This is a genomic window from Herbaspirillum lusitanum P6-12 (assembly GCF_000256565.1).
GTDB lineage: Bacteria > Pseudomonadota > Gammaproteobacteria > Burkholderiales > Burkholderiaceae_D > Herbaspirillum > Herbaspirillum lusitanum.
Window position 1 is genome coordinate 1 of the sequence record NZ_AJHH01000475.1, and the last position, 25731, is coordinate 25731.

Here is a 25731-nt window from a genome sequence, read left to right on the forward strand (position 1 = left end):
ACGGGTGCCCCGCCCGCAATGCGGTTGCCGCGTTGCTCAAGGATTTCACGCCAGAAGATTTGCGTGCGTGGATACACGGACTCGGCATCGACACCTTCGTCGGCAGTTCCGGGCGTGTCTTCCCCACCGACATGAAAGCAGCGCCACTATTGCGCGCCTGGCTGCATCGCCTGCGCGAAGCGGGCGTGCGTTTCCACATGCGGCATCGCTGGCAGGGTTGGGATGCGGATGGCAAGCTGCGCTTCGCCACGCCCGAGGGTGAAATTTCCGTAGCCGCATCGACCGTCATTCTTGCGCTGGGCGGCGGCAGCTGGGCGCGCCTCGGCTCGGACGGCGCGTGGATGCCGCTGCTGGCCGAACGCGGCGTCGGGCTGGCGCCCTTGCAGCCGTCAAACTGCGGCTTCGACGTCGACTGGAGTGCGCATTTCCGCAGCCGCGCCGCCGGCGAACCGCTCAAGACCATTGCCGCCACCGTCATGCTGAACGACGGCACGCCCTTGCGCCGTCAAGGCGAATGCGGCATCGAAGGCGGCCTGATCTATGCGCTGTCGGCGCCTTTGCGCGACGCCATCACGCCGTCCGCACCGGCCACGCTGTATCTTGATCTGTTGCCCGATTGGCTGCCGGCGCGCGTGCTGAGCGAGCTGCAACATCCCCGCGGCGCCCGCTCAATGTCCAGCCATCTGCAAAGCCGGCTCAAGCTCAAGGGCGCAAAGGCGGCGCTGCTGCGCGAATGCACCAGCGCGGAAGACTTCCGGGACATGTACAAGCTGGCGCAGGCGATCAAGGAATTGCCTGTCAAGCTGCGCGCGCCGCGGCCGCTCGACGAGGCCATCAGCAGCGCCGGAGGTGTACCATTCGAGGCAATGCAGGACGCCGGAGAACATCACCTGATGCTGCGTCAGTTGCCCGGCGTATTCTGCGCCGGCGAGATGCTGGATTGGGAAGCGCCGACCGGCGGCTACCTGCTGACGGCCTGCTTCGCCAGCGGGCGCAAGGCCGCCCAAGGCGCGTTACGCTGGCTGGGCGAGACAGAGGCCGATACTGCGGCCACAAAGGAGAACACACCATGATCGACGAAGAACGTCTGGTCGACATCGAACTGAAACTGACGCATCAGGAGGACACCGTTGATGCGCTCAACAAGATCGTCTACGAGCAGCAAAAGAAAATCGACGAACTCGAAAAGCTGCTGACCGCGCTGGCGCGGCCGCATTGCGCACCTCGACATGGATGCGTTCTATGCATCGGTGGAGTTGCTGCGCTATCCGGAATTGCGCGGCCGGGCCGTGGTCATCGGCGGCCGCTCGGTGCATCAGCCGGTCACGCGTGCTGACGGCACGCGCGAATTCTCGATCCTGCGCGACTATGTCGGGCGCGGCGTCATCACCACCTCGACTTACGAAGCGCGCGCGCTGGGCGTGTTTTCCGCCATGGGCATGATGAAGGCGGCGCAACTGGCGCCCGACGCCGTCCTGCTGCCGGTGGATTTCGATTCTTATCGCCACTATTCCCGATTGTTCAAGAAGGCCGTCGCCGGCATCGCGCCGTTGATCGAGGATCGCGGGATTGACGAGATCTACATCGACCTCAGCGAACACCAAGAAGAAACACGCGCATTGGCCACGCGCATCAAGAACGCCGTCAACGAGACCACCGGCCTGTCCTGCTCGATCGGCGTCGCTCCCAACAAGCTGCTGGCCAAGATCTGCTCCGACCTGGAAAAGCCCAACGGCCTGACCATCCTGACCATGGCCGACGTGCCTACGCGCATCTGGCCGCTGCCGGCGCGCAAGATCAACGGCATCGGTCCGAAGGCAGCCGAGAAGCTGACCGCGCTCGGCATCGTCACCATCGGCGACCTGGCGCGCACCGATGCCGGTGTGTTGCAGGACCATTTCGGCCGCAGCTATTCGGCCTGGCTCGGCAATGTCGCACAAGGCGTGGACGACCGTCCGGTCTCGACCAGTTCGGAGCCGAAATCGATCAGCCGCGAGACCACCTTCGAGCGCGACCTGCATGCGCGTCACGACCGCGACAAGCTGTCCGGCATTTTCACCGCGCTGTGCACGCGCGTGTCGGAAGACCTGCACCGCAAGGGCTATCTCGGACGCACCATCGGCATCAAGCTGCGCTATGCCGACTTCTCGACGGTGACGCGCGACGTCACCTTGCCGGCATCGGTGAACGATCCCGCCGCGATCCGCCGCGCCGCCGGCGAATGCCTGCGACGGGTGCCGCTGGAGCAACGCATCCGCCTGCTGGGCGTGCGCGTGGGCGCGTTGTCGAAGAACGACGGCACGCCTGAGCGCGAGGATTTTTCGCAAGGCGAATTTGGTTTCGAGTAGGTGAATCAGGCCAAATCAGGCTGCGCGCGGCCTGCGCCAGCGCACGCAGATAAAGTCGGCGTGAATATCAGACGTCCCCCGGGCTCCGTGTAAAATGGACGCTTTTGCCCGAACGCCATGTGGTTTAAGAACCTTCAGATTTACCGCCTGCCGGCCCCTTGGGCCATCAGCGCCGACCAGCTCGAATCCAATCTCGCTCCGCAGGCTTTTGCTGCCTGCTCCAGCCTGGAAATGCAGTCGCAGGGCTGGGTTTCGCCGCGCGGCAACGAGCGCCTGGTGCATGTCGTCAATCGCCAGTTCCTGCTCAAGCTGGACACCGAAAAAAAACTGCTGCCGAGCACCGTGATCAATCAGGTGACCAAGGCACGCGCCGCCGAGTTGGAAGAACAACAAGGTTTTGCGCCGGGCCGCAAGCAGACCAAGGAATTGAAAGAGCAAGTCACCGATGAGTTGCTGCCGCGCGCCTTCAGCATCGTACGCAGCACCTGGACCTGGATCGATCCGGTCAACGGTTGGCTGATCGTCGATGCCGGCAGTCCCGGCAAAGCCGAAGAAGTATTGAAGCTGCTGCTCAAGGCGATCCCGAAATTCCCGCTGGAGACGCTGCGCACGGTGCGCTCGCCGTTGTCCTCGATGACCGACTGGCTGGCCTCGGACGAAGCGCCGAGCGGCTTCACCGTCGATCAGGACACCGAATTGCGTGCCAGCGGCGACAGCAAGGCGACCGTGCGTTTCGTGCGCCACACGCTGGAGCCGGAAGACGTGCAGCGTCACATCGAATCGGGCAAGCAATGCACGCGCCTGGCGCTGACCTGGAACGACCGCGTGTCGTTCGTGCTGACCGAAAACCTGAGCGTGAAGAAGATCGCGCCGCTGGACGTTTTGAAGGAAGACAGCGACGTCACGGCGAAGAACGACGACGAACGCTTCGACGGCGATTTCATGCTCATGACCGGCGAAGTCAGCAAGATGCTGGCCGACCTGATCGAGGCATTGGGTGGACAATTGCGCGAGAATGACGGTACTGCTGCATTGGCTGCTGCGGCCTGATTCATTCCCCTTCAGCTAGTGAAAAACGCCGGGCGATCGCAAGATCGGCCCGGCGTTTTTTCATGGCGCGGCAAAAAATCTCAACTCATTGCACGGCGCGTTTTTTCTTCGGCGCAATCAATACTGCATCAAGCGCCTTCATGGCGTGGCAAATGGTGTTTGCCAGGCGTTCGCAGCTGACGCCGTCGCGCGCGCTCAGCGACAGGCCGTGCAGCACGGCGGTGTAGAAATCGGCCAGGCCGTCGATGTCGGCATCGGCGCTTAATTCGTTCTGCTCCTGCGCCTTGCGAAAACGCTTGGCCAGCTCTTGCCGCTTCTTCTGGCGGCGTACCGTCATTTCTTCCGCGTGGGCGGCATTTTCGGGCGCGCAGTTGATGGCCGAGACAACCACCATGCAGCCCTTGCCGTTGGCCGGATCGGCATACAGCGCGACGCTGGCCTGCAGCATGTTGTGCAAATCCTCGCGCATGCCCTTGCCCTCTTTCAAGGCGTTGATCGGCCCGATGGCAGTGGTTGCCGAATAGAAATCGATGGCTTCGCGGAACAGCGCGTTCTTGTCGCCGAATGCGGCATACAAACTCGGCGCCTTGACCCCGATGGCGGCCGTCAGGTCGGCCATGGTGGTGCCTTCGTAACCCTTGTTCCAAAAAACCTGCATTGCCAGGCGTAGCGCTTCGTCTCGGTCGAAACTGCGCGGCCGCCCTCTGGTTTGCTGCATGGGAATTCTCCTTTTTTACAACGACTGCGGTGGGTATCGATGTTCAGTGTAGCTTAATATAACTTGAATTACAAAAATACATTGACAACAATTTCAGTCGAAATATATTATGTAACACGCATTACATAAATACAAGCCATGATGATGCGCAGGCTTTTCGCTCCTCGCTTTGTCTTGCGGGAAAGAAAGCCGCCAGGCGAACCAGGGAAGGATTGCAGGCTGGATTTTCAGCCAGCATCAGTCAACTACGGCGGACAGCATAGATGCAAAAATATGCGCATAATGTGACTCCGCCGCGATTGCTTTCTGCCGGTTCCATCCAACGATGCAACGAAAAGGAAAATGTCATGACACGCAAGACCCGTATAGAACATTACCGGAACATTGGTATCAGCGCGCACATCGATGCCGGTAAAACCACCACCACCGAGCGCATCCTGTTTTATACCGGCGTCAATCACAAGATTGGCGAAGTGCATGACGGTGCTGCGACCATGGACTGGATGGAGCAGGAGCAGGAACGCGGCATCACCATCACGTCCGCCGCCACCACCGCCTTCTGGAAAGGCATGGCCGGCAATTATCCGGAACACCGCATCAACATCATCGACACGCCGGGCCACGTCGACTTCACCATCGAGGTCGAACGCTCGATGCGCGTGCTCGACGGCGCGGGTCATGGTGTACGACTCGGTCGGCGGCGTGCAGCCGCAATCCGAAACCGTGTGGCGCCAGGCGAACAAATATGGCGTCCCGCGCATGGCCTTCGTCAACAAGATGGATCGCGTCGGCGCGGATTTTTTCCGCGTGCAGAAACAGATCGGCGAGCGCCTGAAAGGCAATGCCGTGCCGATCCAGATTCCGATCGGCGCGGAAGACCATTTCCAGGGCGTGATCGATCTGGTCAAGATGAAAGCGATCATCTGGGATGAAGCCAGCCAAGGCGTGAAGTTCGAGTACCAGCCGATTCCGGTCGAGCTGGAAGAGACGGCGCGCGAGTGGCACGACAAGATGATCGAACAGGCCGCCGAAGCCAATGAACAGTTGCTGGAAAAATACCTCAGCGGCACGCCGCTGACCGAAGAAGACGTCAAGCAAGGCCTGCGCCTGCGCACCATCGCCGGCGAGATCGTGCCGATGCTGTGCGGCAGCGCGTTCAAGAACAAGGGCGTGCAGGCCATGCTCGACGCCGTGATCGACTATCTGCCGTCGCCGATCGACGTGCCGGCGATCAAGGGTCACGATGAAGAAGACAACGAGATTGAGCGCCATCCCGCCGACGATGAAAAATTCTCGGCGCTGGCATTCAAGATCATGACCGATCCGTTCGTCGGCCAGCTGATTTTCTTCCGCGTGTATTCGGGCATGATCAATTCGGGCGACACCGTGTACAACCCGATCAAGGGCAAGAAGGAACGCCTCGGCCGCATCCTGCAAATGCATGCGAACGAGCGCAAGGAAATCAAGGAAGTCTATGCGGGCGATATCGCGGCTGCGGTCGGGCTGAAGGATGTCACCACGGGCGACACGCTGTCCGATCCGGATGACGTGATCATCCTCGAACGCATGGTATTCCCCGAGCCGGTGATCTCGCAGGCGGTGGAACCGAAGACCAAGGCCGACCAGGAGAAGATGGGCATCGCCCTGAATCGTCTGGCGCAGGAGGATCCGTCGTTCCGCGTGCGCACCGATGAAGAATCGGGCCAGACCATCATTTCCGGCATGGGCGAGTTGCATCTGGAAATTCTGGTCGATCGCATGAAGCGCGAGTTCAACGTCGAAGCCACCGTCGGCAAGCCGCAGGTGGCTTACCGCGAAGCAATTCGCAAGACGATTGAAGATGTCGAAGGCAAATTCGTCAAGCAATCCGGCGGACGCGGCCAGTACGGCCACGTGGTGCTGAAGCTGGAACCGCAACCCGCCGGCAAGGGTTATGAATTCGTCGATGCCATCAAGGGTGGCGTGGTGCCGCGCGAATTCATCCCGGCGGTCGACAAGGGTATCCAGGAGTCGTTGAAAGCGGGCGTGCTGGCGGGTTACCCGGTGGTGGACGTGAAGGCCACGCTGACCTTCGGTTCGTACCACGACGTCGACTCCAACGAGAACGCCTTCCGCATGGCCGGCTCCATGGCCTTCAAGGAAGCGATGAAGCGCGCCGGCCCCATGCTGCTGGAGCCGATGATGCAGGTCGAGGTGGAAACGCCCGAGGAATTCATGGGCAACGTGATGGGCGATCTGTCGTCACGGCGCGGGATGGTGCAGGGCATGGAAGACATGGTGGGCGGCGGCAAGCTGGTGCGTGCTGAAGTCCCGTTGTCGGAAATGTTCGGCTATTCGACCACGCTGCGCTCGCTGTCACAGGGGCGCGCGACCTACTCGATGGAGTTCAAGCACTATGCCGAGGCGCCGCGGCAGGTGGTGGAGCAGTTGTCGGGGGGTAAGGGCAAAGGGTGATTGATTGCCCTTGCTGAAAAAGGGCCGATATCTTGCTCGCCTACTCAATCGGACCCCGTTCGGACTGAGTAGGCCCTTTAGGGCCGTATCGAAGACGCGCTGACGGTATGCGCGCCTTCGATACGCGGCGCTGCCGCTACTCAGGACGAACGCAAGCCAAAGCGCAAAAACAAAAACGCCCCATTCTTGCGAATGAGGCGTTTTATTTGGCGGAGCGGACGGGGCTCGAACCCGCGACCCCCGGCGTGACAGGCCGGTATTCTAACCAACTGAACTACCACTCCTAAAACCGCTTCAGCTGTCGTTGCTTGCTGAAAGAACGCTATTATAGGAGAGCCTTTTTCAAAAAGCTAGGCCTTTTTTATAAAACTGCGAAATATTTTACGGCCAGCCGTCACGCCTTGAATTTGCCTTCGAAGGCCAGCTTGGACAGCGGCTCGCGCGGGCTCGGTACTTCGCGGGCTTGCAGGCCTTCCGGCAGGATGGACTTGTCACCCAGCTTGCCAATGACGACCATGGCTTCCACCGAAAACTCGGCCGGCACATTCAGTTCAGTGCGCGCCTTGTCCTTGTCAAAACCGGCCATGCCGTGGGCGTGCCAGCCCGACAGCGAAGCCTGCAGGGCCAGGTAGCCCCAGGCCGAACCGGTGTCGAAGGAGTGCGTCGGCGCAGGAACGACTTCGGTCGCGCCCGGCGGCAGCATCACCGTGCGCGACAGCACGACGATCAGTACCGATGCGTTAGCGCACCAGCTGCGGTTGAATTCGTTCAACAGGCCCAGCAGGCTGTCCCACGCCGGCGTGCCGCGACGGGCGTAGACGAAGCGCCAGGGCTGGGCATTGTAGGCCGACGGCGCCCAGCGCGCGGCTTCCAGGAAGGTCAGCACGGTTTCTTCGGAAATCTCGGCGCCATTGTAGGCGCGCGGGGACCAGCGGTTCAGGAATTGCGGATCGATGGGATGATCGGCAACGCGTGGGTTGGTTTGCGACATGAAGACTCCTGAAAAATGGGAAAGATGCTGCTCTGCGGCATCGGACAGAGGGGCATCTTAGCAGTTGTTTTCCGGCTCTGCAGGCAACGCAAGAAAGCGCGTCGGCATAGCGCCGGTTTGCATTTTTCAACAGATGAACAAGGCGCAAAACTCGTCTGGAGATGCACCCTGGCACATGATGATGTGTCGCAAAACCGCCACCATCTTGCGCCAGCGGACCACCGTGCTACCATTCCCTGACAAGAATGAGTGGAGACAAACGATGAACGTACTCAGAGAAGCCGAGCGCGAAGTCTGGGTCGACGGCACGATTTACCAGTTCAAATCGAAAGTGGAAGCCAGCGGCTTCGAGGACATGTGCCGCGCCATCGGCAAGCTGCACAACGCGCTGCAGTTGTATCCGCCGGCTGCCACTCTGCAGACCGCACCGCACGACCGCTCCGAAGAAGTCTGACGCGTCTTTCGCGCTATTGGCGTTGCCCAGAAAAAAACCCGCGGCCTTGCGGCGCGCGGGTTAAATCCAATCCTCAGGGGGGTGATGAATTGGAGGGGAGGGAGTGCTCAAGATAACGCCCCCTTCCCTGCCCACCTATGGTTTTTACACCCTGTAACATCCGTTACAGGATTGTGTTCCACATACTTCCCGGCAGGTCGTCCAGCATCACTTCCCGATACAGAAGCGCGAGAAAATCACTCCCAGCAAATCGTCCGGCGTGAACTTGCCGGTGATGCTGCTCAAGCGCTCCTGCGCCAGCCGTAATTCTTCCGCAAACAAATCCAGAGACTTGTCGCTGGCCTGATTGTCGACCGAGGCGTGCATGGCGGCGCTTTCCAGATAGTCGCGCGCGGCCTTCAAGGCGATCAGATGGCGTTCGCGCGCGAGGTAGCGCGATTCCACCGTTTGCTGCCAGCCGGCGATGCGCAGCAATTCGCCGCGCAGCAGGTCGATGCCGACCTGGTCGGTGGCCGACAGGTAAATGTGCGTGGCGTCCGACATCTTGTCGACCGCCGGCTTGTGGCCGGAACGATCGATCTTGTTCCAGATGCGGATGACCGGCACGCCGTCGGGGAAGCGCTCGGTGATCTTTTCGTCTTCCAGCGTCGGACCGCGATCGGCGTCGAGCATGTGCAGGATGACGTCGGCCTTGGCGACTTCGCCCCAGGTGCGTTCGATGCCGATGCGTTCGACTTCGTCGGGACCGCCGCCATCTTCTTCGGCTTCGCGGATGCCGGCAGTGTCGATGATGTTGAGCGGCATGCCTTCGATCTGGATGGTCTCGGTGACCTTGTCGCGCGTGGTGCCGGCGATCGGCGTGACGATGGCGACGTCGGAGCCGGCCAGCACATTGAGCAGCGACGACTTGCCGACGTTGGGCTTGCCGGCCAGGACGACGTTGAGGCCGTCGCGCAACAAGGCGCCTTGCGAGGCGTGCATGAAGACATCGTCGAGCGTGGCGCGGATCGCGGCGAGCTGGCCGCGGGCGTCGGATTGCTCGAGGAAGTCGATTTCTTCCTCCGGAAAATCCAGCGTCGCTTCGACCAGCATGCGCAGGTTGGTGACCTTGTTCACCAGATCGTGGATCACCTTGGAGAAAGCGCCCGACAGCGATTCGGAGGCTGACTTGGCGGCCGCTTCGGTCGACGCTTCGATCAGGTCGGCGACCGCTTCGGCCTGCGCCAGGTCGAGCTTGTCGTTGAGGAAGGCGCGCTGGTGCTGGCCAGCAGCACCCAGTACAGCGAGATGAACACCGGGATCTGGATCACGATCGGCAGACAGCCGCCCAGCGGATTGATCTTCTCGGTCTTGTACAGCGACATCATTTCGCGGTTCATCGCTTGCGGATCGCCCTTGTGACGCTCGCGGATCGCGGTCATCTTCGGCGTGACGGCCTTCATCTTGGCCATGCTGCGATAGCTGGCGGCCGACAGCGGGAAGAACACCGCCTTGATCAGCATGGTCAGCAGGATGATGGTCCAGCCCCAGTTGCCGACATAGGCGTGGATGTGGATCATCAGCCAGAAGATCGGCTTGGCGATGATGGTCAGCCAGCCGTAGTCCTTGACCAGTTCCAGGCCAGGCGCAGGCCGATGTCGACGCCCGCTTCCAGGCAGCGCGCCAGCAGCATTTGCATGACCACCGGGCCGCCGTGGCCTTGCAGCTCCAGCACGTCTTCGCCGGTGTAGGAATGCGGCGCCTTGAAGTAGATCGCCAGGCCCTGGTCGATCAGGCTGCCGTCGGCGCGTTTGAACGGCAGGTAGCTGGCGTGGCGCGGCGCCAGCGAGCTTTCATCCTTGCCGCAGATGGCCTGCACCACCGGCCACAGATTTTTGCCGGAAAGACGGACCACGCCGATGCCGCCGCGTCCGGGGGCGGTGGCGATCGCGGCGATAGGGGAAGTATCGAGAGTCATGATGCGCACTACTTTTCAAAAAATAGGAAAACAGGGACGAAAAAAAGCCCGTGAAAATCATGCCACGGGCTTTTTCGACTAACAAGTGCCTGACGGCGATAACAAGCAGGTCATCAAGCCTTGCCTGCCTGCAGCTTTCTGGTGATGACCCATTGCTGCGTGATCGACAGGACGTTGTTCACGACCCAGTACAGCACGAGGCCGGACGGGAAGAAGAAGAACATCACCGAGAACACGATAGGCATGAACATCATGACCTTGGCCTGGACCGGATCCGGAGGAGTCGGGTTGAGCTTGGTCTGGATAAACATCGACACCGCCATCAGCACCGGCAGGATGTAGAACGGGTCGGGCGCGGTCAGATCGTGGATCCAGCCCAGCCATGGCGCGCCGCGCATTTCCACGCTGGCCAGCAGCACCCAGTACAGCGAGATGAACACCGGGATCTGGATCACGATCGGCAGACAGCCGCCCAGCGGATTGATCTTCTCGGTCTTGTACAGCGACATCATTTCGCGGTTCATCGCTTGCGGATCGCCCTTGTGACGCTCGCGGATCGCGGTCATCTTCGGCGTGACGGCCTTCATCTTGGCCATGCTGCGATAGCTGGCGGCCGACAGCGGGAAGAACACCGCCTTGATCAGCATGGTCAGCAGGATGATGGTCCAGCCCCAGTTGCCGACATAGGCGTGGATGTGGATCATCAGCCAGAAGATCGGCTTGGCGATGATGGTCAGCCAGCCGTAGTCCTTGACCAGTTCCAGGCCAGGCGTGGTCTTTTCCAGCACGGACGATTCTTGCGGACCGGAGTACAGGCGCGCGTCCATGGTGACGCTGGCGCCCGGCGCAACTGTGCCCAGCGGCAGGATGTTGCCGACGGCGTACAGGTTGGTGCCGATCTTCTTGGTGAAGATGTCGCGCTGCGCTTTTTCAGGCGGAATGATGGCCGACACGAAATAGTGCTGCACCAGTGCGATCCAGCCGTTGTCGGCCTTGTTGGCGTGCTGTTCCTTGCCTTCTTCGATCTTCTCGAAGGTCAGCTTCTGGAATTTGTCGGCGTCGGTGTACACCGCAGGACCGGTAAAGGTGCTGTAGAAGTGCGACTCGCCGCCCGGCTTGTTGCCGTCGCGCACCAGTTGCAGGTACAGCGAAGGATTGATCGCCGCTGCGCTGTCGTTGGTGACGGTGTGCTTCAGGTCGATCGAGTAGTCGCCGCGCTTGAAGGTGTAGGTCTTGGTCAGCTTGACGCCGTTTTCCTGCGCTTCCAACACCAGTTGGACTTCGTTGCCGTTGTCCAGCGCGCGTGCGCCCGGTTTGGCGGTGAAGATCGACTTGTGGGTCGGGAACGGACCGCCGATCAGGCCGGATTCAGCCAGATAGGTGTGGCCGGCGCTCGAATCGAACAGGACCAGGTTCTTGGTCGGGTCGACGGTGTCGCGGTGCTTCAGCAGCTCCAGACGCTTGAGTTCGCCGCCGACGGTATCGATGCTGGCCTTGACCAGATCGGTGGTGATGACGATGGTTTCGCCCTTGGTGGCGGTGGCGGCGACGTCAGCCCCCGGCACGGCGCCCGGCGCCGGCGTGCCTGCCTGCGGAACCGGGGAGCCCGTCGGGCTGGCAGTGGGCGCGGCCGGATTGGCGGCGGCTTGCTCCTGAGTCGGGTTGGCCGACGGGAAGAACATCGACTGATGTCCGTTATGGCGCATCCAGCCATCCCAGAGCAGCAGCAGGGAAAACGAGAAGACAACCCACAGGACGGTACGTTTGATATCCATAAGAGTATTGACCAATAAATCAGGAGTGGCTGCGGCCGCCAGCGGCTACAGTGGGAGAGGAGGAATCTGATGCGGAGGACTCAGGTACCGGATCAAGTCCGCCGGGATGCCAGGGATGGCATTTGCACAGGCGTTTGCCGGCCAGGACACTGCCCTTCCATGCTCCGTGGAGGCGGATGGCTTCGGCGGCGTAGTCGGAACAGCTGGGATAAAAACGGCAATTCTGCCCGAGATAAGGGCTCACTCCCAGCTTGTAGGCACGTAACAGCAGGAGTAAAGGCGTTTTCATCACGTATTTTCCGGCTTCCTGGCAAACGCGTTCGCGTTCAGCAAAAATGCAAACAACTGTGACAACTCGTCGCGCAATTCCGCTTTGAGTCTGGCGTTGGTCGCCGGTCCGCTCTTGCTGTTGACCGGTTTCGACAAACGCACGATGCAATCCACCTGGGGCAATGCCAATGCCGTTTGCCGGAACAATTCGCGGGTGACGCGTTTGATCGTGTTCCGGGTGACCGCGCGCGGCGCCATGCGTTTGGCGGCGACGACACCCAGACGCGCTAGCGGCAAGTCGTTGTTGCGCGCGTACAGGACGAAATGGGCAGTCCGATACACCGGTCGCAAACGAAAAACGGATGAAAACTCATCCGTTTTAACGATTCGCTGATCGCGTGAGTAGAGATAGGAACGATCGCCTGTCACACAAACAGCAGTGCTCTGCGCCGGCTATGTATCAAGCAGCCAGACGCTTGCGGCCTTTTGCGCGGCGTGCGTTGATGACAGCGCGGCCACCACGGGTTGCCATACGGGCACGGAAACCATGGGTACGCTTGCGACGCACGACGGAAGGTTGGTAGGTACGTTTCATGTTGGACTCGCTTACTTAATCAATAATCGGCAAAAATACTTCGGAATCTCCGCGGAATTTCTGTTTTTCTGCGCATGCCTCTTCCTGTAGATCAGAGAGGCATTTGAGAGCCGAAACCGCAAGGCCACAGCACGAACGCAATTCAACGGATGGTGAACCCTGAATTAGACTGCATTTTTCACTTGTTTGTCAATGACTTATCTACTCCGTGCTTTCTCTGCAGATCGCTTGCGAACGCCCTCGGGACAGGGCCGGGAGGCCGTTTTCACTGTAAGCTCATCGAGACCATCTATCAAAAAAATCGTAAAGCTTACTGGAAAGCTATCGAGTTAAGCGTTGCGAAGCGGTCACATGGTAAAAAAGCAACGTTTCAAGCGTGCAATTGAAAAAAGTTTTCAGCGCCATTCGGTCCGATACCGCATTCGCTCCCATCCCCATCCTGTCCATGGGTATTCCCCGGCATCAAACTTGCATTGCCTCTTGCGACGGTTTGAAATGCCGAAAAATGCGCGCCGGACGATGCCCGCCAACCTCACCCGGCAAGCGCGCAAAGCCTGTCCCGATTCGCCTGCAAGGCGGCACGCCTGAATTACGTAACAAGGTCAACCGCGCATCACGCTCAACCATTTAACGAACAGGGGTACGGCAAAAAATGCGCCGCACAATTTCGACGCTTTTGCATATCGAAAAGCTGGCTCCGAAAACGGCGGTTGTTTTCGGATACGGGAAAATCATTTAGCAGTACGCTGGAACAAAAGCAGCACAATGACTTCAGAAAAAAAGGAATAGAATAAAAACGAAAATTTTGTTTTCCGGTCCAAGTTCAACAGCGTGCACGCATCGTCAGCGCACTGAAAAAAGCATTGAAAACTCCAATGCCGCGCACCATGGTGAAACTGCTGAAACTGGTCAGGAGCCGATGCTCAGGAAATCGCGGTCGATAAATCTAAAAACATAACGCACGTATTCAATTTGTTGTCTCATTGAAGTTACGGAGGTGGTATGGATATCTACAGCAGCTTTGCGAGTCGCTTTGACAAAACCAGAGAAGAAGAATTTTCGCTTGAAGAGTATCTGAGTCTTTGCAAGAACGATCCGGCTGTGTACGCATCGGCCGCAGAACGCATGCTGATGGCGATTGGCGAGCCTGAGAAAGTCGACACGCGCGAAGATCCCCGTTTGTCGCGCTTGTTCGCCAACAAGGTGATCAAGGTCTACCCCGCCTTCAAGGAATTCTACGGCGCGGAAGAAGTCATCGAGCAGGTGGTCGCCTATTTCCGCCATGCCTCGCAAGGTTTGGAAGAAAAGAAGCAGATCCTGTATCTGCTGGGCCCGGTCGGCGGCGGCAAGTCGTCCATCGCCGAACGCCTCAAACAGCTCATGGAGCACATCCCCTTCTATTCGATCAAAGGCTCGCCGGTCAATGAATCGCCGTTCGGCCTGTTCGATTACGAAGAAGACGGACAGATCCTCGAAGAGCAGTTCGGCATTCCGCGCCGCTATCTGAAATCCATCCTGAGCCCATGGGCCGTCAAGCGCCTGCATGAATTCAACGGCGACATCCGCCAGTTCCGCGTGGTCAAGCGCTATCCGTCGATCCTGCGCCAGATCGCGATTTCCAAGACCGAGCCGGGCGACGAAAACAACCAGGATATTTCCACGCTGGTCGGCAAGGTCGACATCCGCAAGCTCGAGCAATACTCGCAGGACGATGCCGACGCCTACAGCTACTCCGGCGGGTTGTGCCTGTCGAACCAGGGCTTGCTGGAATTCGTCGAAATGTTCAAGGCGCCGATCAAGGTGCTGCATCCGCTGCTGACCGCGACCCAGGAAGGCAACTTCAAGGGCACCGAAGGCTTCGGCGCGATTCCGTTCGACGGCATCATCCTGGCCCACTCCAACGAGTCGGAGTGGAAGGCCTTCCGCAACAACAAGAACAACGAAGCGCTGCTTGATCGTATCTACATCGTCAAGGTGCCGTACTGCCTGCGCGTGTCGGAAGAAATCCGCATCTACGAAAAACTGCTGCGCACCTCGTCGCTGGCCAACGCCACCTGCGCACCGGGGACGCTGAAGATGATGGCGCAATTCTCCATCCTGACGCGTCTGGGCGAACCCGAAAACTCCAGCCTGATTTCCAAGATGCAGGTGTATGACGGCGAGAACCTGAAAGATACCGACCCCAAGGCCAAGTCATATCAGGAATACCGCGACTACGCCGGCGTTGACGAAGGCATGACCGGCATTTCGACGCGTTTTGCGTTCAAGATCCTGTCGCGCGTGTTCAACTTCGACACCACCGAAATCGCCGCCAATCCGGTGCACCTGATGTACATATTGGAGCAGCAGATCGAGCGCGAGCAGTTCCCGCCCGAGCAGGAGCAAAAGTACCTGTCCTTCGTCAAGGACACGCTGGCCTCGCGCTATGCGGAGTTCATCGGCAAGGAAATCCAGACCGCCTACCTGGAGTCGTATTCGGAATACGGCCAGAACGTGTTCGACCGCTACGTGACCTATGCCGACTTCTGGATCCAGGATCAGGAGTTCCGCGATCACGATACGGGCGAGAGCTTCGACCGTGCGTCCCTGAACGCGGAACTGGAAAAAATCGAGAAGCCTGCCGGCATCAGCAATCCGAAGGATTTCCGCAACGAGATCGTCAACTTCGTGCTGCGTGCGCGCGTCAACAACGGCGGCAAGAATCCGCTGTGGACCAGCTACGAAAAGCTGCGCGTGGTGATCGAGAAGAAGATGTTTTCCAACACCGAGGATCTGCTGCCGGTGATTTCCTTCAACGCCAAGGGTTCGACCGAAGAAATGCAAAAGCACGAAGACTTCGTCAATCGCATGGTCAGCAAGGGCTACACGCCGAAGCAGGTGCGTTTGCTGTGCGAATGGTATTTGCGCGTACGCAAATCCTCTTGAACCAGGAACACGGGTTGCCGATGACAGAATGCGTCAACTGAAAAGCAACCCGCCCGGCTGTACCATCAGCAGGAGAATGGATTTGCTCCATCAGATCATCGACCGCAGGCTAGCTGGCAAGAACAAGAGCATCGCCAACCGGGAGCGTTTCCTCAGGCGCTTCCGCAGCGATATCCGGCGTTCCGTTACCGAAGCGGTGCGGGATCGCAGTATCAAGGACATCGAGAGCTCGAAAAGCATCACCATTCCGCGCAAGGATATTTCCGAACCGGCCTTCCACCACGGCCGCGGCGGCAAGCGCGAGATCGTGCATCCCGGCAATCAGGATTATTTGCAGGGCGATCGCATCCCGCGCCGCAGCGGCGGCTCGGGCGACGGCGGCAGCACCGCCAGCAATGAAGGCGAGAGCCAGGACGAGTTCACCTTCGAATTGTCGCGCGAAGAATTCATGCAGTACTTCTTCGAAGACCTGGAACTGCCGCGCCTGATCCAGACCAACCTGATGTCGATCCCCAACTGGAAGAACATGCGCGCCGGTTATTCGGTCGACGGTTCGCCCGCCAACATCGACATCGTGCGTTCGCTGCGCAGCTCGCTGGGCCGGCGTATTGCGCTGGGCGGACCGTTGGTGGCCAAACTGCGCGAGCTGGAAGAACAGTTGTGCGCCCTGCAAAATGACCCCGGCGACAGGCGCTCGGAAATACTGCTGCTGGAAGAAGAAATCCATCATCTCAAGGGCCGCATCTGGCGCATCCCCTTCATCGACCCGTTCGACCTGCGCTACGTCAACCGCGTGCGCCAGCCGCAGCCGTCGAGCCGCGCCGTGATGTTTTGCGTGATGGACGTGTCGGGGTCGATGGACGAACAGCGCAAGGATTTGTCGAAGCGCTTCTTCATCCTGTTGTATCTGTTCCTGATGCGCAATTACGAACACATCGAAGTGGTCTTCATCCGCCATCACACGCGCGCCGATGAAGTCGACGAGGAGACCTTCTTCCACTCGCAGGAAAGCGGCGGCACGGTGGTCTCCAGCGCGCTGGAACTGATGCAGGACATCATCAGGACGCGCTATCCGTCGAACGAATGGAACATCTACGGCGCCCAGGCTTCCGATGGCGACAACTGGAACGACGATTCGCCGAAATGCCGCAGCATCCTTGAGGAAGCGATTCTTCCGATGTGCCGTTACTTTGCCTATATCCAGGTGGCCGAGCCGGAGCAAAACCTATGGACGGAATACACGCAGCTGCTGCACGAGCATCCGCACTTTGCGATGAAGAAGGTGCAGTCCTCGTCCGAGATCTATCCGGTCTTCCGCGAACTTTTTGAAAAGCAGGTCCATGCATGAATACGCGAATGAACACGCCGCCTGTGCCTCCGGCCGCGCCGACCAGACGTGATCCCCTGCCCTGCCCTTCCGACTGGAGCTTCGAGCTGATCGAGCGCTACAACGAGGAAATCGCCAAGGTGGCGGCAAGCTACAAGCTGGACATCTATCCGATCCAGCTCGAGATCATTTCTGCCGAGCAGATGATGGATGCCTATGCCTCCTCGGGCATGCCGGTCAACTATCGCCACTGGTCGTTCGGCAAGCATTTTCTCGCCACCGAGCGCGACTACAAGCGCGGCCAGATGGGTCTGGCGTACGAAATCGTGATCAATTCCAACCCCTGCATCGCGTATCTGATGGAAGAGAATACGATGACCATGCAGGCGCTGGTGGTGGCGCATGCGGCATATGGACACAACTCTTTTTTCAAGGGCAACTACCTGTTCCAGCTGTGGACCGACGCCAGCGCAATCATCGACTATCTGGTCTACGCCAAAGGTTACATCGCCGAATGCGAAGAACGCTACGGCTTCGATCGTGTGGAAGAACTGCTCGATTCCTGCCATGCGCTGATGAACTACGGCGTCGACCGCTATAAGCGCCCGCAGCGCATGTCGCTGGCGCAGGAACGCGCGCAACAGCGTGAGCGTGAAGCCTACGCGCAGTCTCAGGTCAATGAATTGTGGCGCACGTTGCCGGCGAAGAAGGAAACTACGGCGGCGCAGGTGGATGAACGCTTCCCATCGGAACCGCAAGAAAATCTGCTGTATTTCGCTGAAAAGAATGCGCCGTTGCTGGAGTCGTGGGAACGCGAAGTCATCCGCATCGTGCGCAAGGTCGGTCAATATTTTTATCCGCAGCGGCAGACTCAGGTCATGAACGAAGGCTGGGCCACGTTCTGGCATTACACGCTGCTCAACACCATGTACGACCAGGGCAAGCTGACCGACAGCTTCATGATGGAATTCCTGCATTCGCACAGCAACGTGGTGTTCCAGCCGCCGATCACCAAGCCGTATTACAACGGCATCAATCCTTATGCACTGGGCTTTTCGATGATGAGCGACATTCGTCGCATCTGCGAAAATCCGACCGCCGAAGACAAGCAGTGGTTTCCCGACATGGCCGGCAGCAATTGGCTGGACACATTGCACTACGTGATGCGCAACTTCAAGGACGAGAGTTTTGTCGCGCAATACCTGTCGCCGAAACTGATGCGCGACATGCGCATGTTCGCCGTGCTCGACGACGAAAGCCGCAGCGAACTGGAAGTCTCGGCCATCCACAACGACAGCGGCTATCAATACGTGCGCCAGGCCTTGTCGCGGCAGTACGACATCAACCACCGCGAACCGAATATCCAGGTGTGGTCGGTCAACACGCGCGGCAACCGCAGCCTGACGCTGCGCCATTTCCGCAGCGACGGCCGTTCGCTGGGCGACAGCACCAATGAAGTCCTGCGCCACATGGCGCGGCTGTGGCAATTCGACGTCTACCTGGAAAGCGTCGACGACAACGGCTACATCGTGCAACGCTATGAATGCATCAGCGACAATCGCTACGTGCTGCGCACCTGAAGCGAGAGGCGTCATCAGGACATCATGGAAACCATCCCGCTTTTCCCGCTAGGCTCGGCGCTGTTTCCGGACGGACGGCTGCCATTGCAGATTTTCGAAGTCCGCTACCTGGACATGATCAACAAATGCATCGCCAACGGCACCTCATTCGGCGTGGTGGCGCTGACGGCCGGCAACGAAGTCCGCAAACCCGGCCTGGTCGAGAGCTTCGTGCCGGTCGGCACGCTGGCGCATATCAGGGAGTGGTCGGCGCCGGTGCAGGGCTTGCTGCGCATCTCTTGCAGCGGCACTTCGCGCTTTCGCATCGCTGCCAAGGAGCAGCTGAAGCACGGCTTGTGGATGGCGCAGGTGGAGCCGCTGGAAAACGATCAGAGCGTTGCGATTCCCGACGAGTTGCAGAATACCGTCACCGCGCTGATGAATTTGCTGGCGTCGCTGAAGAACCATTCCATTCCGGAAAGCGACATCCCCGTGGCGGCGCCCTATCGTCTCGACGATTGCGGCTGGGTCTCCAACCGCTGGAGCGAAATGCTGCCGATGAGCGTGGAGCAGAAGCAAGGCCTGCTGGCGCTCGACAACCCCGTGCTGCGGCTGGAGCTGGTGCAGGACCTGCTCGGCGAGCGCGGCCTGCTCCATTGAAAATTTCTACGGCGGCAACATCCCCGTCTCCACCAGCAAGCCGGTGAATCCCGACCAGAAAATCTGGATGCCGATGCACAGCAGGATGAACGCCGACAAACGCAACACCACCATGGTGCCGAGACGGCCGAGCAGGCTGACGATCTTGTTGGCCGAGCGATAACACAGGTAAATCACCAGCACCGTCAACGCCGAGCCGAGCGCCGCGCTGCCGATCGACATGACCCAGTCCACCAGCCGCGCCGGCGTGTTCGCACCGAGCGTGATCGACGCCGCAATCGTGCCGGGACCGACGGTGAGCGGGAAGCTGATCGGATAGAAGCTGCGCGCCTTCAATTCCTCATTCGATTCGTCGTCGTAAGCCTTGGCCACCTGCTTGGGAATCGCCGCGTCGTTGCCGCCGTCGCTGAGCAATTTCCAACCCGACACCGCCACCAGGATGCCGCCGCCGATACGCACAATCGGCAGAGAAATGCCGAAGAACGCCAGCACGTGCGAGCCGATGAAAATCGCGCCCACCAGCAAGAACCAGCAATTGATCGCCACCTGGCGCGCCACGCGGTTTTCGATCTGGCGCGGCACGTCGCCCAGCAGGTTGGCGAATACCGGGGCGATGCCGAGCGGATTGAGGATAGGCAACAGCGTCACCGGGATCAGCAGCACGGCTTTGAGGAAAATGATCAGCATCTGGGGCCCAGGGAGCAAGGAAACGGCAGGCGGTCGCCTGCATTCCCCATAGCGTAATGCAGGAGCGCCGCCAAATCAAACCGGCGGTGCTCCCGGGCTTTACGTGTCAGGCGCCGGCGGTTTGCAAACCGCTGCCGCTGCCGCTTTTGTTGCGCGAAGTGCGCCGGAGCAAGAACATGCAGATACTGAAATTGAGCAGGTTCCACAGGATGCCGTTGATGAAGGCGGCATGGTACGAACCGGTCAGGTCGAAGATCTGGCCCGACATCCAGCCGCCCAGCGCCATCCCAAGCATGGTGCACATGATGACGGCGCCGACCCGGCCGCCGGCTTCGGAAGCCGGGAAGTACTCGCGCACGATGATCGCGTAGGACGGCACGATGCCGCCCTGGAACAGCCCGAACAAGGCCGAGATGACATAGAGCGACACCAGGCCGTCGAACGGCAGGAACAGCAGCAAGGCAATCCCCTGCAGCATCGAACCGAGCAGCAAGGTGCGCAAGCCGCCGATGCGGTCGCAAATCAATCCGGAAATCAGCCGGCTCACCACACCGCACGCCAGCATCAGCGACAGCATCTGCGCGCCGCGCGCGCGGCGCCGTAGCCGAGGTCGCCGCAGTACGCGACGATATGCACCTGCGGCATCGCCATCGCCACGCAGCAGGCGATGCCGGCCACGCACAGCAACAGTTGCGCCTTGCCCATCGGCAGACCGAAGGGTCGCTCAGAGGTCAGGCTGACGCCGTTGCGCGCAGCCGCGGCAACCGCTACCGGCGGACGCCGGCGCATCAGCAGCGCCAACCCGCCCATGACGATGAAGCACACCACCCCGAGGCCGAAATAAGTCTGGCGCCAACCGACCGTGTCGACAAAATGCTGCACGATCGGCGGCCAGATCGCACCGCCCAGGTAGTTGCCGCTGGCGCACACCGCTACCGCGATGCCGCGCCGGCGCACGAACCACAGCGAGGTGTCGGCGATCAGCGGCGAAAATGTCGCCGAGCTGCCGCACAAACCGATCAGCAAGCCATGCGCGAGCGTGAAGACGATGATGTTGGGCGCCATGCCGGCCAGGATGAAACCGAGGCCCAGACACACTGCACCAACCAGCAACGGAATCATCACGCCGAACCGGTCGGCCAGCTTGCCCATCAGCATGCCGCCGATGCCGAAGCCGATCATCGACAAGGTATAAGGCATCGACGCCACGCCGCGTGCGACGCCGAATTCCGCCTGCACCGCCGGCAACACCACGGCGACCACATACATGCCGCTGGCGCCGATCACCATCAGCACCAGCGTGATCAGCAGGCGCACCACCGCATAGGATGAATCGGCGCCGAAGTTGTTGCCAGGATCTTTTTTGGGGTCGTCTTTGAAAGCGGAATGTACTGCAGGGGTGGAAGTCACGCGCGGGTTCTCCGTCTCGTTCAGAATATTGTTTTGTCTCCCGCTGTTGAATCGCGATGCCATGGTCAATGCAACAACACTATCGTCAATTTAACAGCGGAGGACAGCCTAACACGAGACGCGCTGGCATGCAGACGAGGTCAGAAAAGCAATACCGCAAAAGAAAACGGAGAGAATAATCTCTCCGTTTTCAAGCTGCCGAGGCACTCCAAAAGAGCGCATCAGACCAGGCGATAACCGCCTTTTTCCTTCTTCGCCGCGATCTTCCGGATCATCTGGAAGCCGGCATCCTGGTCGTTGACCACGGTCACGCGGCCGCCACCGCGTGCCTGCGGTTTGCCGGTCCAGTATTGCGTGACGATCCAGTCGCCCAGCAAATCCTGGGTCAGGTCGGCGACGAACAGCCGCGCCAACTCGGGCTGGTCAGTGAAGAAGTTCAGGCGCAGCGGCCCGGTGACGGGCAACATGTGGGTGACGTTGTCGGCGGAATCGATCATGGCGCGAGAAGAAACGAAATAAAAGTTGAACAAGAGAATAGGTAAAAACAGCCGTCAAGACAAGTTCGGCGCCAGCCAGCGCTCGACATCATCCTTGCTGACGCCGCGGCGCTCGGCCATGTCGGCGACCTGGTCGTCGCCGATCTTGCCGACCACGAAGTACTTGGAATCGGGGTGCGCAAAGTAGAAGCCCGACACCGACGCGCCCGGGAACATCGCGTACGACTCGGTGACCGTCATGCCGATTTCGTCGCATTGCATGACCCTGAAAGCCTCGGCCTTGACCGTGTGTTCCGGGCAGGCCGGATAACCTGCGGCGGGACGGATGCCGACGTATTTTTCCTTGATCAGCTCTTCGGCGCTCAAGGACTCCTGCGACGCGTAGCCCCACAGATCGGTACGCACGCGCTCATGCAGATATTCGGCGAAGGCTTCGGCCAGGCGATCGGCCAGGGCCTTCAGCATGATCGATGAATAGTCGTCGTGCGCTTCTTCAAAACGCTTCTCGTACTTCTCGATGCCGAGACCGGACGTGACCGCAAACATGCCGATATAGTCGGCAATGCCGGACGCCTTCGGCGCGATGAAATCGGCCAGGCACTGGTTAGGACGGGCAACGCCATCAATCACCGGTTTCTCGGTCTGCTGGCGCACGCCGTAGTAAGTCAGCGCCACTTGCGTGCGCGTATCGTCGGTGTAGATCTCGATGTCGTCGTCGTTGACGGTGTTGGCCGGCAGCAGCGAGACGATGCCGTTGGCGGTGAGCCAGCGGCCGTCGATGACTTTCTTCAGCAAGGCCTGGGCTTCTTCGAATACTTTGCTCGCCGCTTCGCCGACCACTTCGTCTTTCAGGATGGCGGGATACGGACCGGCCAGATCCCAGGTCTGGAAGAACGGCCCCCAGTCGATGTATTTCGCCAGCGTCGCCAGGTCGACGTTCTTGAACACGCGGCGGCCGATGAACTTCGGTTTGACCGGTGCAAATTCCAGCTGCATCTTGTTGTCGCGCGCGGCGGCAATCGGGACCAGCGGCACGGCCTTCTTGTTGGCGTGCTGCTCGCGGATGCGTTCGTAATCGGTGGCGATGTCGGCGATGTACTGATCCTTCTGCTCCGGCGTCAGCAGCGATTGCGCCACCGAGACGGCACGCGAGGCATCCGGCACGTAGACCACAGGACCGGAATAATTCGGCGCAATCTTGACCGCGGTATGGGCGCGCGAGGTCGTCGCGCCGCCGATCAGCAGCGGCATCTTGACGCCGCTGAAATAGCTGTCGCGCTGCATTTCCTTGGCGACGTAGGCCATTTCTTCCAGCGACGGCGTGATCAGGCCGGACAGGCCGATGATGTCGGCGTTCTCTTCCTTGGCCTTGGCCAGGATCTGCGAACACGGCACCATCACGCCCATGTTGACGACTTCAAAGTTGTTGCATTGCAGGACCACCGAGACGATGTTCTTGCCGATGTCATGGACGTCGCCCTTGACGGTGGCGATGACGATCTTGCCCTTGGGCTTGGCGACGATGCCGGTTTCCTGCTCGATCAGGCGCTTCTCTTCTTCGATGAAGGGAATCAGATGCGCCACTGCCTGCTTCATCACGCGCGCCGATTTCACCACCTGCGGCAGGAACATCTTGCCCTGGCCGAACAGGTCGCCGACCACGTTCATGCCGTCCATCAGCGGACCTTCGATGACGTGAATCGGGCGGCCGCCGCTCTTCAACAAATTCTGGCGCGCTTCTTCGGTGTCTTCCACGATCCATTGTGTGATGCCGAGCACCAGCGCGTGCGCGAGTCGCTTCTCGACCGGCTCGCTGCGCCATTCCAGCGTGGCTTCTTCCTTCTTGTCGCCGGCCTTCAGGGTCGCGGCGATGTCGATCATGCGCTCGGTGGCGTCCGGACGGCGGTTCAGCACCACGTCTTCGACAGCTTCGCGCAGTTCGGCCGGCAAGTCGTCATAGACGCCGATCATGCCGGCGTTGACGATGCCCATGGTCATGCCGGCCTTGACGGCGTGGTACAGGAACACGGTATGGATCGCTTCGCGCGCCGGGTCGTTGCCGCGGAAGCTGAAGCTGACGTTGGACACGCCGCCGCTGATCTTGGCGTACGGAAGATTTTGGTGGATCCAGCGGGTCGCTTCGATGAAGTCGACGGCGTAGTTGTTGTGCTCTTCGATGCCGGTGGCGACGGCGAAGATGTTCGGATCGAAGATGATGTCTTCCGGCGGAAAGCCGACCTTGTCGACCAGCAGGCGATAGGCGCGCTCGCAGATTTCGATCTTGCGCTCGTAGGTGTCGGCCTGACCAACTTCATCGAAGGCCATGACGATCACGGCGGCGCCGTAGCGGCGGCACAGCTTGGCCTCGTGCAGGAATTTCTCTTCGCCTTCCTTCATCGAAATCGAGTTGACGATGGACTTGCCCTGCACACATTTGAGGCCGGCTTCGATGACCGACCACTTGGACGAGTCGATCATGACCGGCACACGCGCGATGTCGGGCTCGGAAGCGATCAGGTTGAGGAAGCGCGTCATGGCGGCGAGCGAATCGAGCATCGCTTCATCCATGTTGATGTCGATGATCTGGGCGCCGTTTTCAACTTGCTGGCGCGCTACCGCCAGCGCTTCGTCGTACTGCTCGTTGAGGATCAGGCGCGCAAAGGCCTTGGAGCCGGTGACGTTGGTGCGCTCGCCGACGTTCACGTACAGCGACTGGTCGTTGATGATGAAGGGTTCCAGTCCCGACAACAACATCTCGTGCTTGCCTTCCGGGACCTGGCGCGGCGCAATCGTGGCGACTGTGTCGGCGATGGCCTTGATGTGCGCTGGCGTCGTGCCGCAGCAACCGCCGGCGACATTGACGAAGCCGCTTTCAGCAAAATCTTTCAGCAGCGACGAAGTGACGTCAGGCGTCTCGTCGAAGCCGGTGTCGCTCATCGGATTGGGCAAACCCGCGTTCGGGTAAATGCAGACGAAGGTGTCGGCAATTTTGGACAACTCCTCGGCATACGGACGCATCAGCGCAGCGCCCAGCGCGCAGTTCAGACCGACGGTCAGAGGACGCGCATGACGGATGGAATGCCAGAAGGCCGGTACGGTCTGGCCGGACAGGATGCGTCCTGAGGCATCGGTGACGGTGCCGGAAATCATGATCGGCAAACGCTTACCAGACTCTTCGAAGAACACGTCGATCGCAAACAGCGCCGCCTTGCAATTGAGCGTGTCGAAGATGGTTTCCACCAGCAGTACGTCGGCGCCGCCTTCGACCAGCGCGCGCGTCTGTTCCAGATACGAAGCGACCAGTTGATCGAAGGTGACGTTGCGCGCTGCGGGGTCATTGACGTCGGGCGAGATCGATGCGGTCTTCGGCGTCGGGCCGAGCGCGCCGGCGACGAAGCGCGGCTTGTCGGGCGTCGAATACTTGTCGCAGGCCGCGCGCGCAAGCTTGGCCGACTGCACGTTCATCTCGTAGACCAGGTGCGCCATGTGATAGTCGTCCTGCGCCACGCCGGTGGCGCCGAAGGTGTTGGTCTCGACCAGGTCGGCGCCGGCGGCCAGGTATTGCTCGTGGATTTCCTGGATGATGTGCGGCTGGGTCAGGCTCAGCAACTCATTGTTGCCCTTGACGAACAACTCCTTGCCCGGCACGCTGAAGTCCTTGAAGCGCTCGCCGCGATAATCCTCTTCCGTCAGCTTGTACTGCTGGATCATGGTGCCCATGGCGCCGTCCAGAATCAGGATGCGCTGCGACATCAGGTCGCGCAACAACAGTTCGGTTTGGCACGGATCGTTTGGCTTCATGGCGAGAATCTTCATTGTGGAATACTGCAAACCCGAATGCAAAAACCCGGTCACGCAACATGCCGGGTTCATCCAATCGGTTAAGACTTGAAATTATACGTGAAACGCCCCCCAAACCCTTGGCCGACAGCAATGCTTCCCTCGACAGTTTCGTCACCGCCGCCGATCCCCGGCTGATCGAACAGGGCGTGGATGTTGTCGAGATGGAATTATTCGCCATCGCGGCGCCGATCGGTTCCGGGAACGCTTGCGC

18 protein-coding genes, 1 tRNA gene and 5 pseudogenes are annotated in these 25731 nt (G+C 59.9%); 10 read left to right on the top strand and 14 right to left on the bottom strand.

Translation table 11 applies throughout. The features are described 5' to 3' along the window. The 4 genes from HLUSI_RS0115795 to HLUSI_RS0115805 form a co-directional block, all read left to right on the top strand. On the top strand, nt 1-1073 hold a 1073-nt coding region (locus HLUSI_RS0115795; protein ID WP_029363593.1), incomplete at its 5' end, for a TIGR03862 family flavoprotein. Further along, the gene (locus tag HLUSI_RS34805; RefSeq protein WP_330987163.1) at nt 1070-1336 is read left to right on the top strand and encodes a SlyX family protein; all 267 of its coding nucleotides are present in this window, start codon (nt 1070-1072) and stop codon (nt 1334-1336) included. The genes HLUSI_RS0115795 and HLUSI_RS34805, both read left to right, overlap by 4 nt. After that, nucleotides 1230-2348, top strand: a complete 1119-nt coding sequence (gene dinB, locus HLUSI_RS28975) for a DNA polymerase IV (RefSeq protein ID WP_016834898.1) — start codon at nt 1230-1232, stop codon at nt 2346-2348. The genes HLUSI_RS34805 and dinB overlap by 107 nt, the downstream gene beginning before the upstream one ends. A gap of 117 nt (nt 2349-2465) precedes the next feature. Then, complete coding sequence (locus tag HLUSI_RS0115805; protein ID WP_016834899.1) at nt 2466-3398, top strand: recombination-associated protein RdgC; 933 nt, start codon at nt 2466-2468, stop codon at nt 3396-3398. 85 nt (nt 3399-3483) lie between these two features. Here the strand turns inward: HLUSI_RS0115805 and HLUSI_RS0115810 are convergent, their stop codons facing one another. After that, the gene (locus HLUSI_RS0115810; RefSeq protein ID WP_029363594.1) at nt 3484-4116 is read right to left on the bottom strand and encodes a TetR/AcrR family transcriptional regulator; all 633 of its coding nucleotides are present in this window, start codon (nt 4114-4116) and stop codon (nt 3484-3486) included. A 347-nt stretch (nt 4117-4463) separates the two neighbouring features. Here HLUSI_RS0115810 and fusA point away from each other — a divergent pair. Further along, a pseudogene (fusA, locus tag HLUSI_RS28980) lies at nt 4464-6570 on the top strand (elongation factor G). A 207-nt stretch (nt 6571-6777) separates the two neighbouring features. On the opposite strand, the gene HLUSI_RS0115820 reads toward fusA, so the two are convergent. Both HLUSI_RS0115820 and HLUSI_RS0115825 read right to left on the bottom strand, forming a co-directional pair. Beyond that, nucleotides 6778-6854, bottom strand: a tRNA-Asp gene (locus tag HLUSI_RS0115820). 110 nt (nt 6855-6964) lie between these two features. Further along, the gene (locus tag HLUSI_RS0115825) at nt 6965-7561 is read right to left on the bottom strand and encodes a nitroreductase family protein (RefSeq protein WP_016834903.1); all 597 of its coding nucleotides are present in this window, start codon (nt 7559-7561) and stop codon (nt 6965-6967) included. Between the two features lie 262 nt (nt 7562-7823). On the opposite strand from HLUSI_RS0115825, the gene HLUSI_RS0115830 reads away from it, so the two are divergent. After that, complete coding sequence (locus tag HLUSI_RS0115830) at nt 7824-8015, top strand: hypothetical protein (RefSeq protein ID WP_016834904.1); 192 nt, start codon at nt 7824-7826, stop codon at nt 8013-8015. Between the two features lie 207 nt (nt 8016-8222). On the opposite strand, the pseudogene HLUSI_RS28985 reads toward HLUSI_RS0115830, so the two are convergent. From HLUSI_RS28985 to rpmH, 7 genes and pseudogenes are all read right to left on the bottom strand, one after another. Further along, a pseudogene (locus HLUSI_RS28985) lies at nt 8223-9272 on the bottom strand (tRNA modification GTPase); the annotation flags it as partial. 2 nt (nt 9273-9274) lie between these two features. After that, nucleotides 9275-9643 (bottom strand): annotated as a pseudogene (locus HLUSI_RS0115840) (YidC/Oxa1 family insertase periplasmic-domain containing protein); the annotation flags it as partial. Further along, nucleotides 9634-9972, bottom strand: a pseudogene (locus HLUSI_RS0115845) (tRNA uridine-5-carboxymethylaminomethyl(34) synthesis GTPase MnmE); the annotation flags it as partial. The pseudogenes HLUSI_RS0115840 and HLUSI_RS0115845, both read right to left, overlap by 10 nt. 113 nt (nt 9973-10085) lie before the next feature. After that, nucleotides 10086-11747: a membrane protein insertase YidC gene (gene yidC / locus HLUSI_RS0115850; protein WP_016834905.1), complete on the bottom strand. Its 1662-nt coding sequence runs from the start codon at nt 11745-11747 to the stop codon at nt 10086-10088. Between the two features lie 19 nt (nt 11748-11766). Then, nucleotides 11767-12036, bottom strand: a complete 270-nt coding sequence (gene yidD, locus HLUSI_RS31730) for a membrane protein insertion efficiency factor YidD (protein ID WP_083830972.1) — start codon at nt 12034-12036, stop codon at nt 11767-11769. Beyond that, nucleotides 12036-12446 carry a ribonuclease P protein component gene (gene rnpA, locus HLUSI_RS0115860; RefSeq protein WP_085944040.1) on the bottom strand — a complete coding sequence of 137 codons (411 nt, stop codon included), beginning with the start codon at nt 12444-12446 and terminating at the stop codon, nt 12036-12038. The genes yidD and rnpA overlap by 1 nt, the downstream gene beginning before the upstream one ends. A 31-nt stretch (nt 12447-12477) precedes the next feature. Further along, the gene (rpmH, locus tag HLUSI_RS31735) at nt 12478-12612 is read right to left on the bottom strand and encodes a 50S ribosomal protein L34 (RefSeq protein ID WP_039784652.1); all 135 of its coding nucleotides are present in this window, start codon (nt 12610-12612) and stop codon (nt 12478-12480) included. 1002 nt (nt 12613-13614) lie between these two features. Between rpmH and HLUSI_RS0115865 the strand changes: the two genes are divergently transcribed. The 4 genes from HLUSI_RS0115865 (at nt 13615) to HLUSI_RS0115880 (ending at nt 19083) form a co-directional block, all read left to right on the top strand. Then, on the top strand, nt 13615-15537 hold the full coding sequence (locus HLUSI_RS0115865; protein WP_016834908.1) for a PrkA family serine protein kinase: 1923 nt from the start codon (nt 13615-13617) through the stop codon (nt 15535-15537). An 82-nt stretch (nt 15538-15619) separates the two neighbouring features. Next, nucleotides 15620-16885, top strand: coding sequence for a YeaH/YhbH family protein (locus HLUSI_RS0115870; RefSeq protein WP_029363597.1), 1266 nt, complete (start codon nt 15620-15622; stop codon nt 16883-16885). An 8-nt stretch (nt 16886-16893) separates the two neighbouring features. Next, nucleotides 16894-18444: a SpoVR family protein gene (locus HLUSI_RS0115875; RefSeq protein ID WP_016834910.1), complete on the top strand. Its 1551-nt coding sequence runs from the start codon at nt 16894-16896 to the stop codon at nt 18442-18444. Nucleotides 18445-18468: 24 nt separating this feature from the next. Beyond that, nucleotides 18469-19083, top strand: coding sequence for an LON peptidase substrate-binding domain-containing protein (locus tag HLUSI_RS0115880; RefSeq protein ID WP_016834911.1), 615 nt, complete (start codon nt 18469-18471; stop codon nt 19081-19083). A 6-nt stretch (nt 19084-19089) separates the two neighbouring features. Here the strand turns inward: HLUSI_RS0115880 and HLUSI_RS0115885 are convergent, their stop codons facing one another. From HLUSI_RS0115885 to metH, 4 genes and pseudogenes are all read right to left on the bottom strand, one after another. Then, entirely contained in the window at nt 19090-19770 is a 681-nt protein-coding gene (locus tag HLUSI_RS0115885; protein ID WP_016834912.1) for a MarC family protein, read from the bottom strand. Between the two features lie 106 nt (nt 19771-19876). Then, nucleotides 19877-21060, bottom strand: a pseudogene (locus HLUSI_RS28990) (MFS transporter). A gap of 341 nt (nt 21061-21401) precedes the next feature. Next, nucleotides 21402-21677, bottom strand: coding sequence for a hypothetical protein (locus tag HLUSI_RS0115895; protein WP_016834913.1), 276 nt, complete (start codon nt 21675-21677; stop codon nt 21402-21404). A gap of 54 nt (nt 21678-21731) precedes the next feature. Next, nucleotides 21732-25478, bottom strand: a complete 3747-nt coding sequence (gene metH / locus HLUSI_RS0115900; RefSeq protein WP_029363599.1) for a methionine synthase — start codon at nt 25476-25478, stop codon at nt 21732-21734. Between the last annotated feature and the right edge of the window lie 253 nt (nt 25479-25731).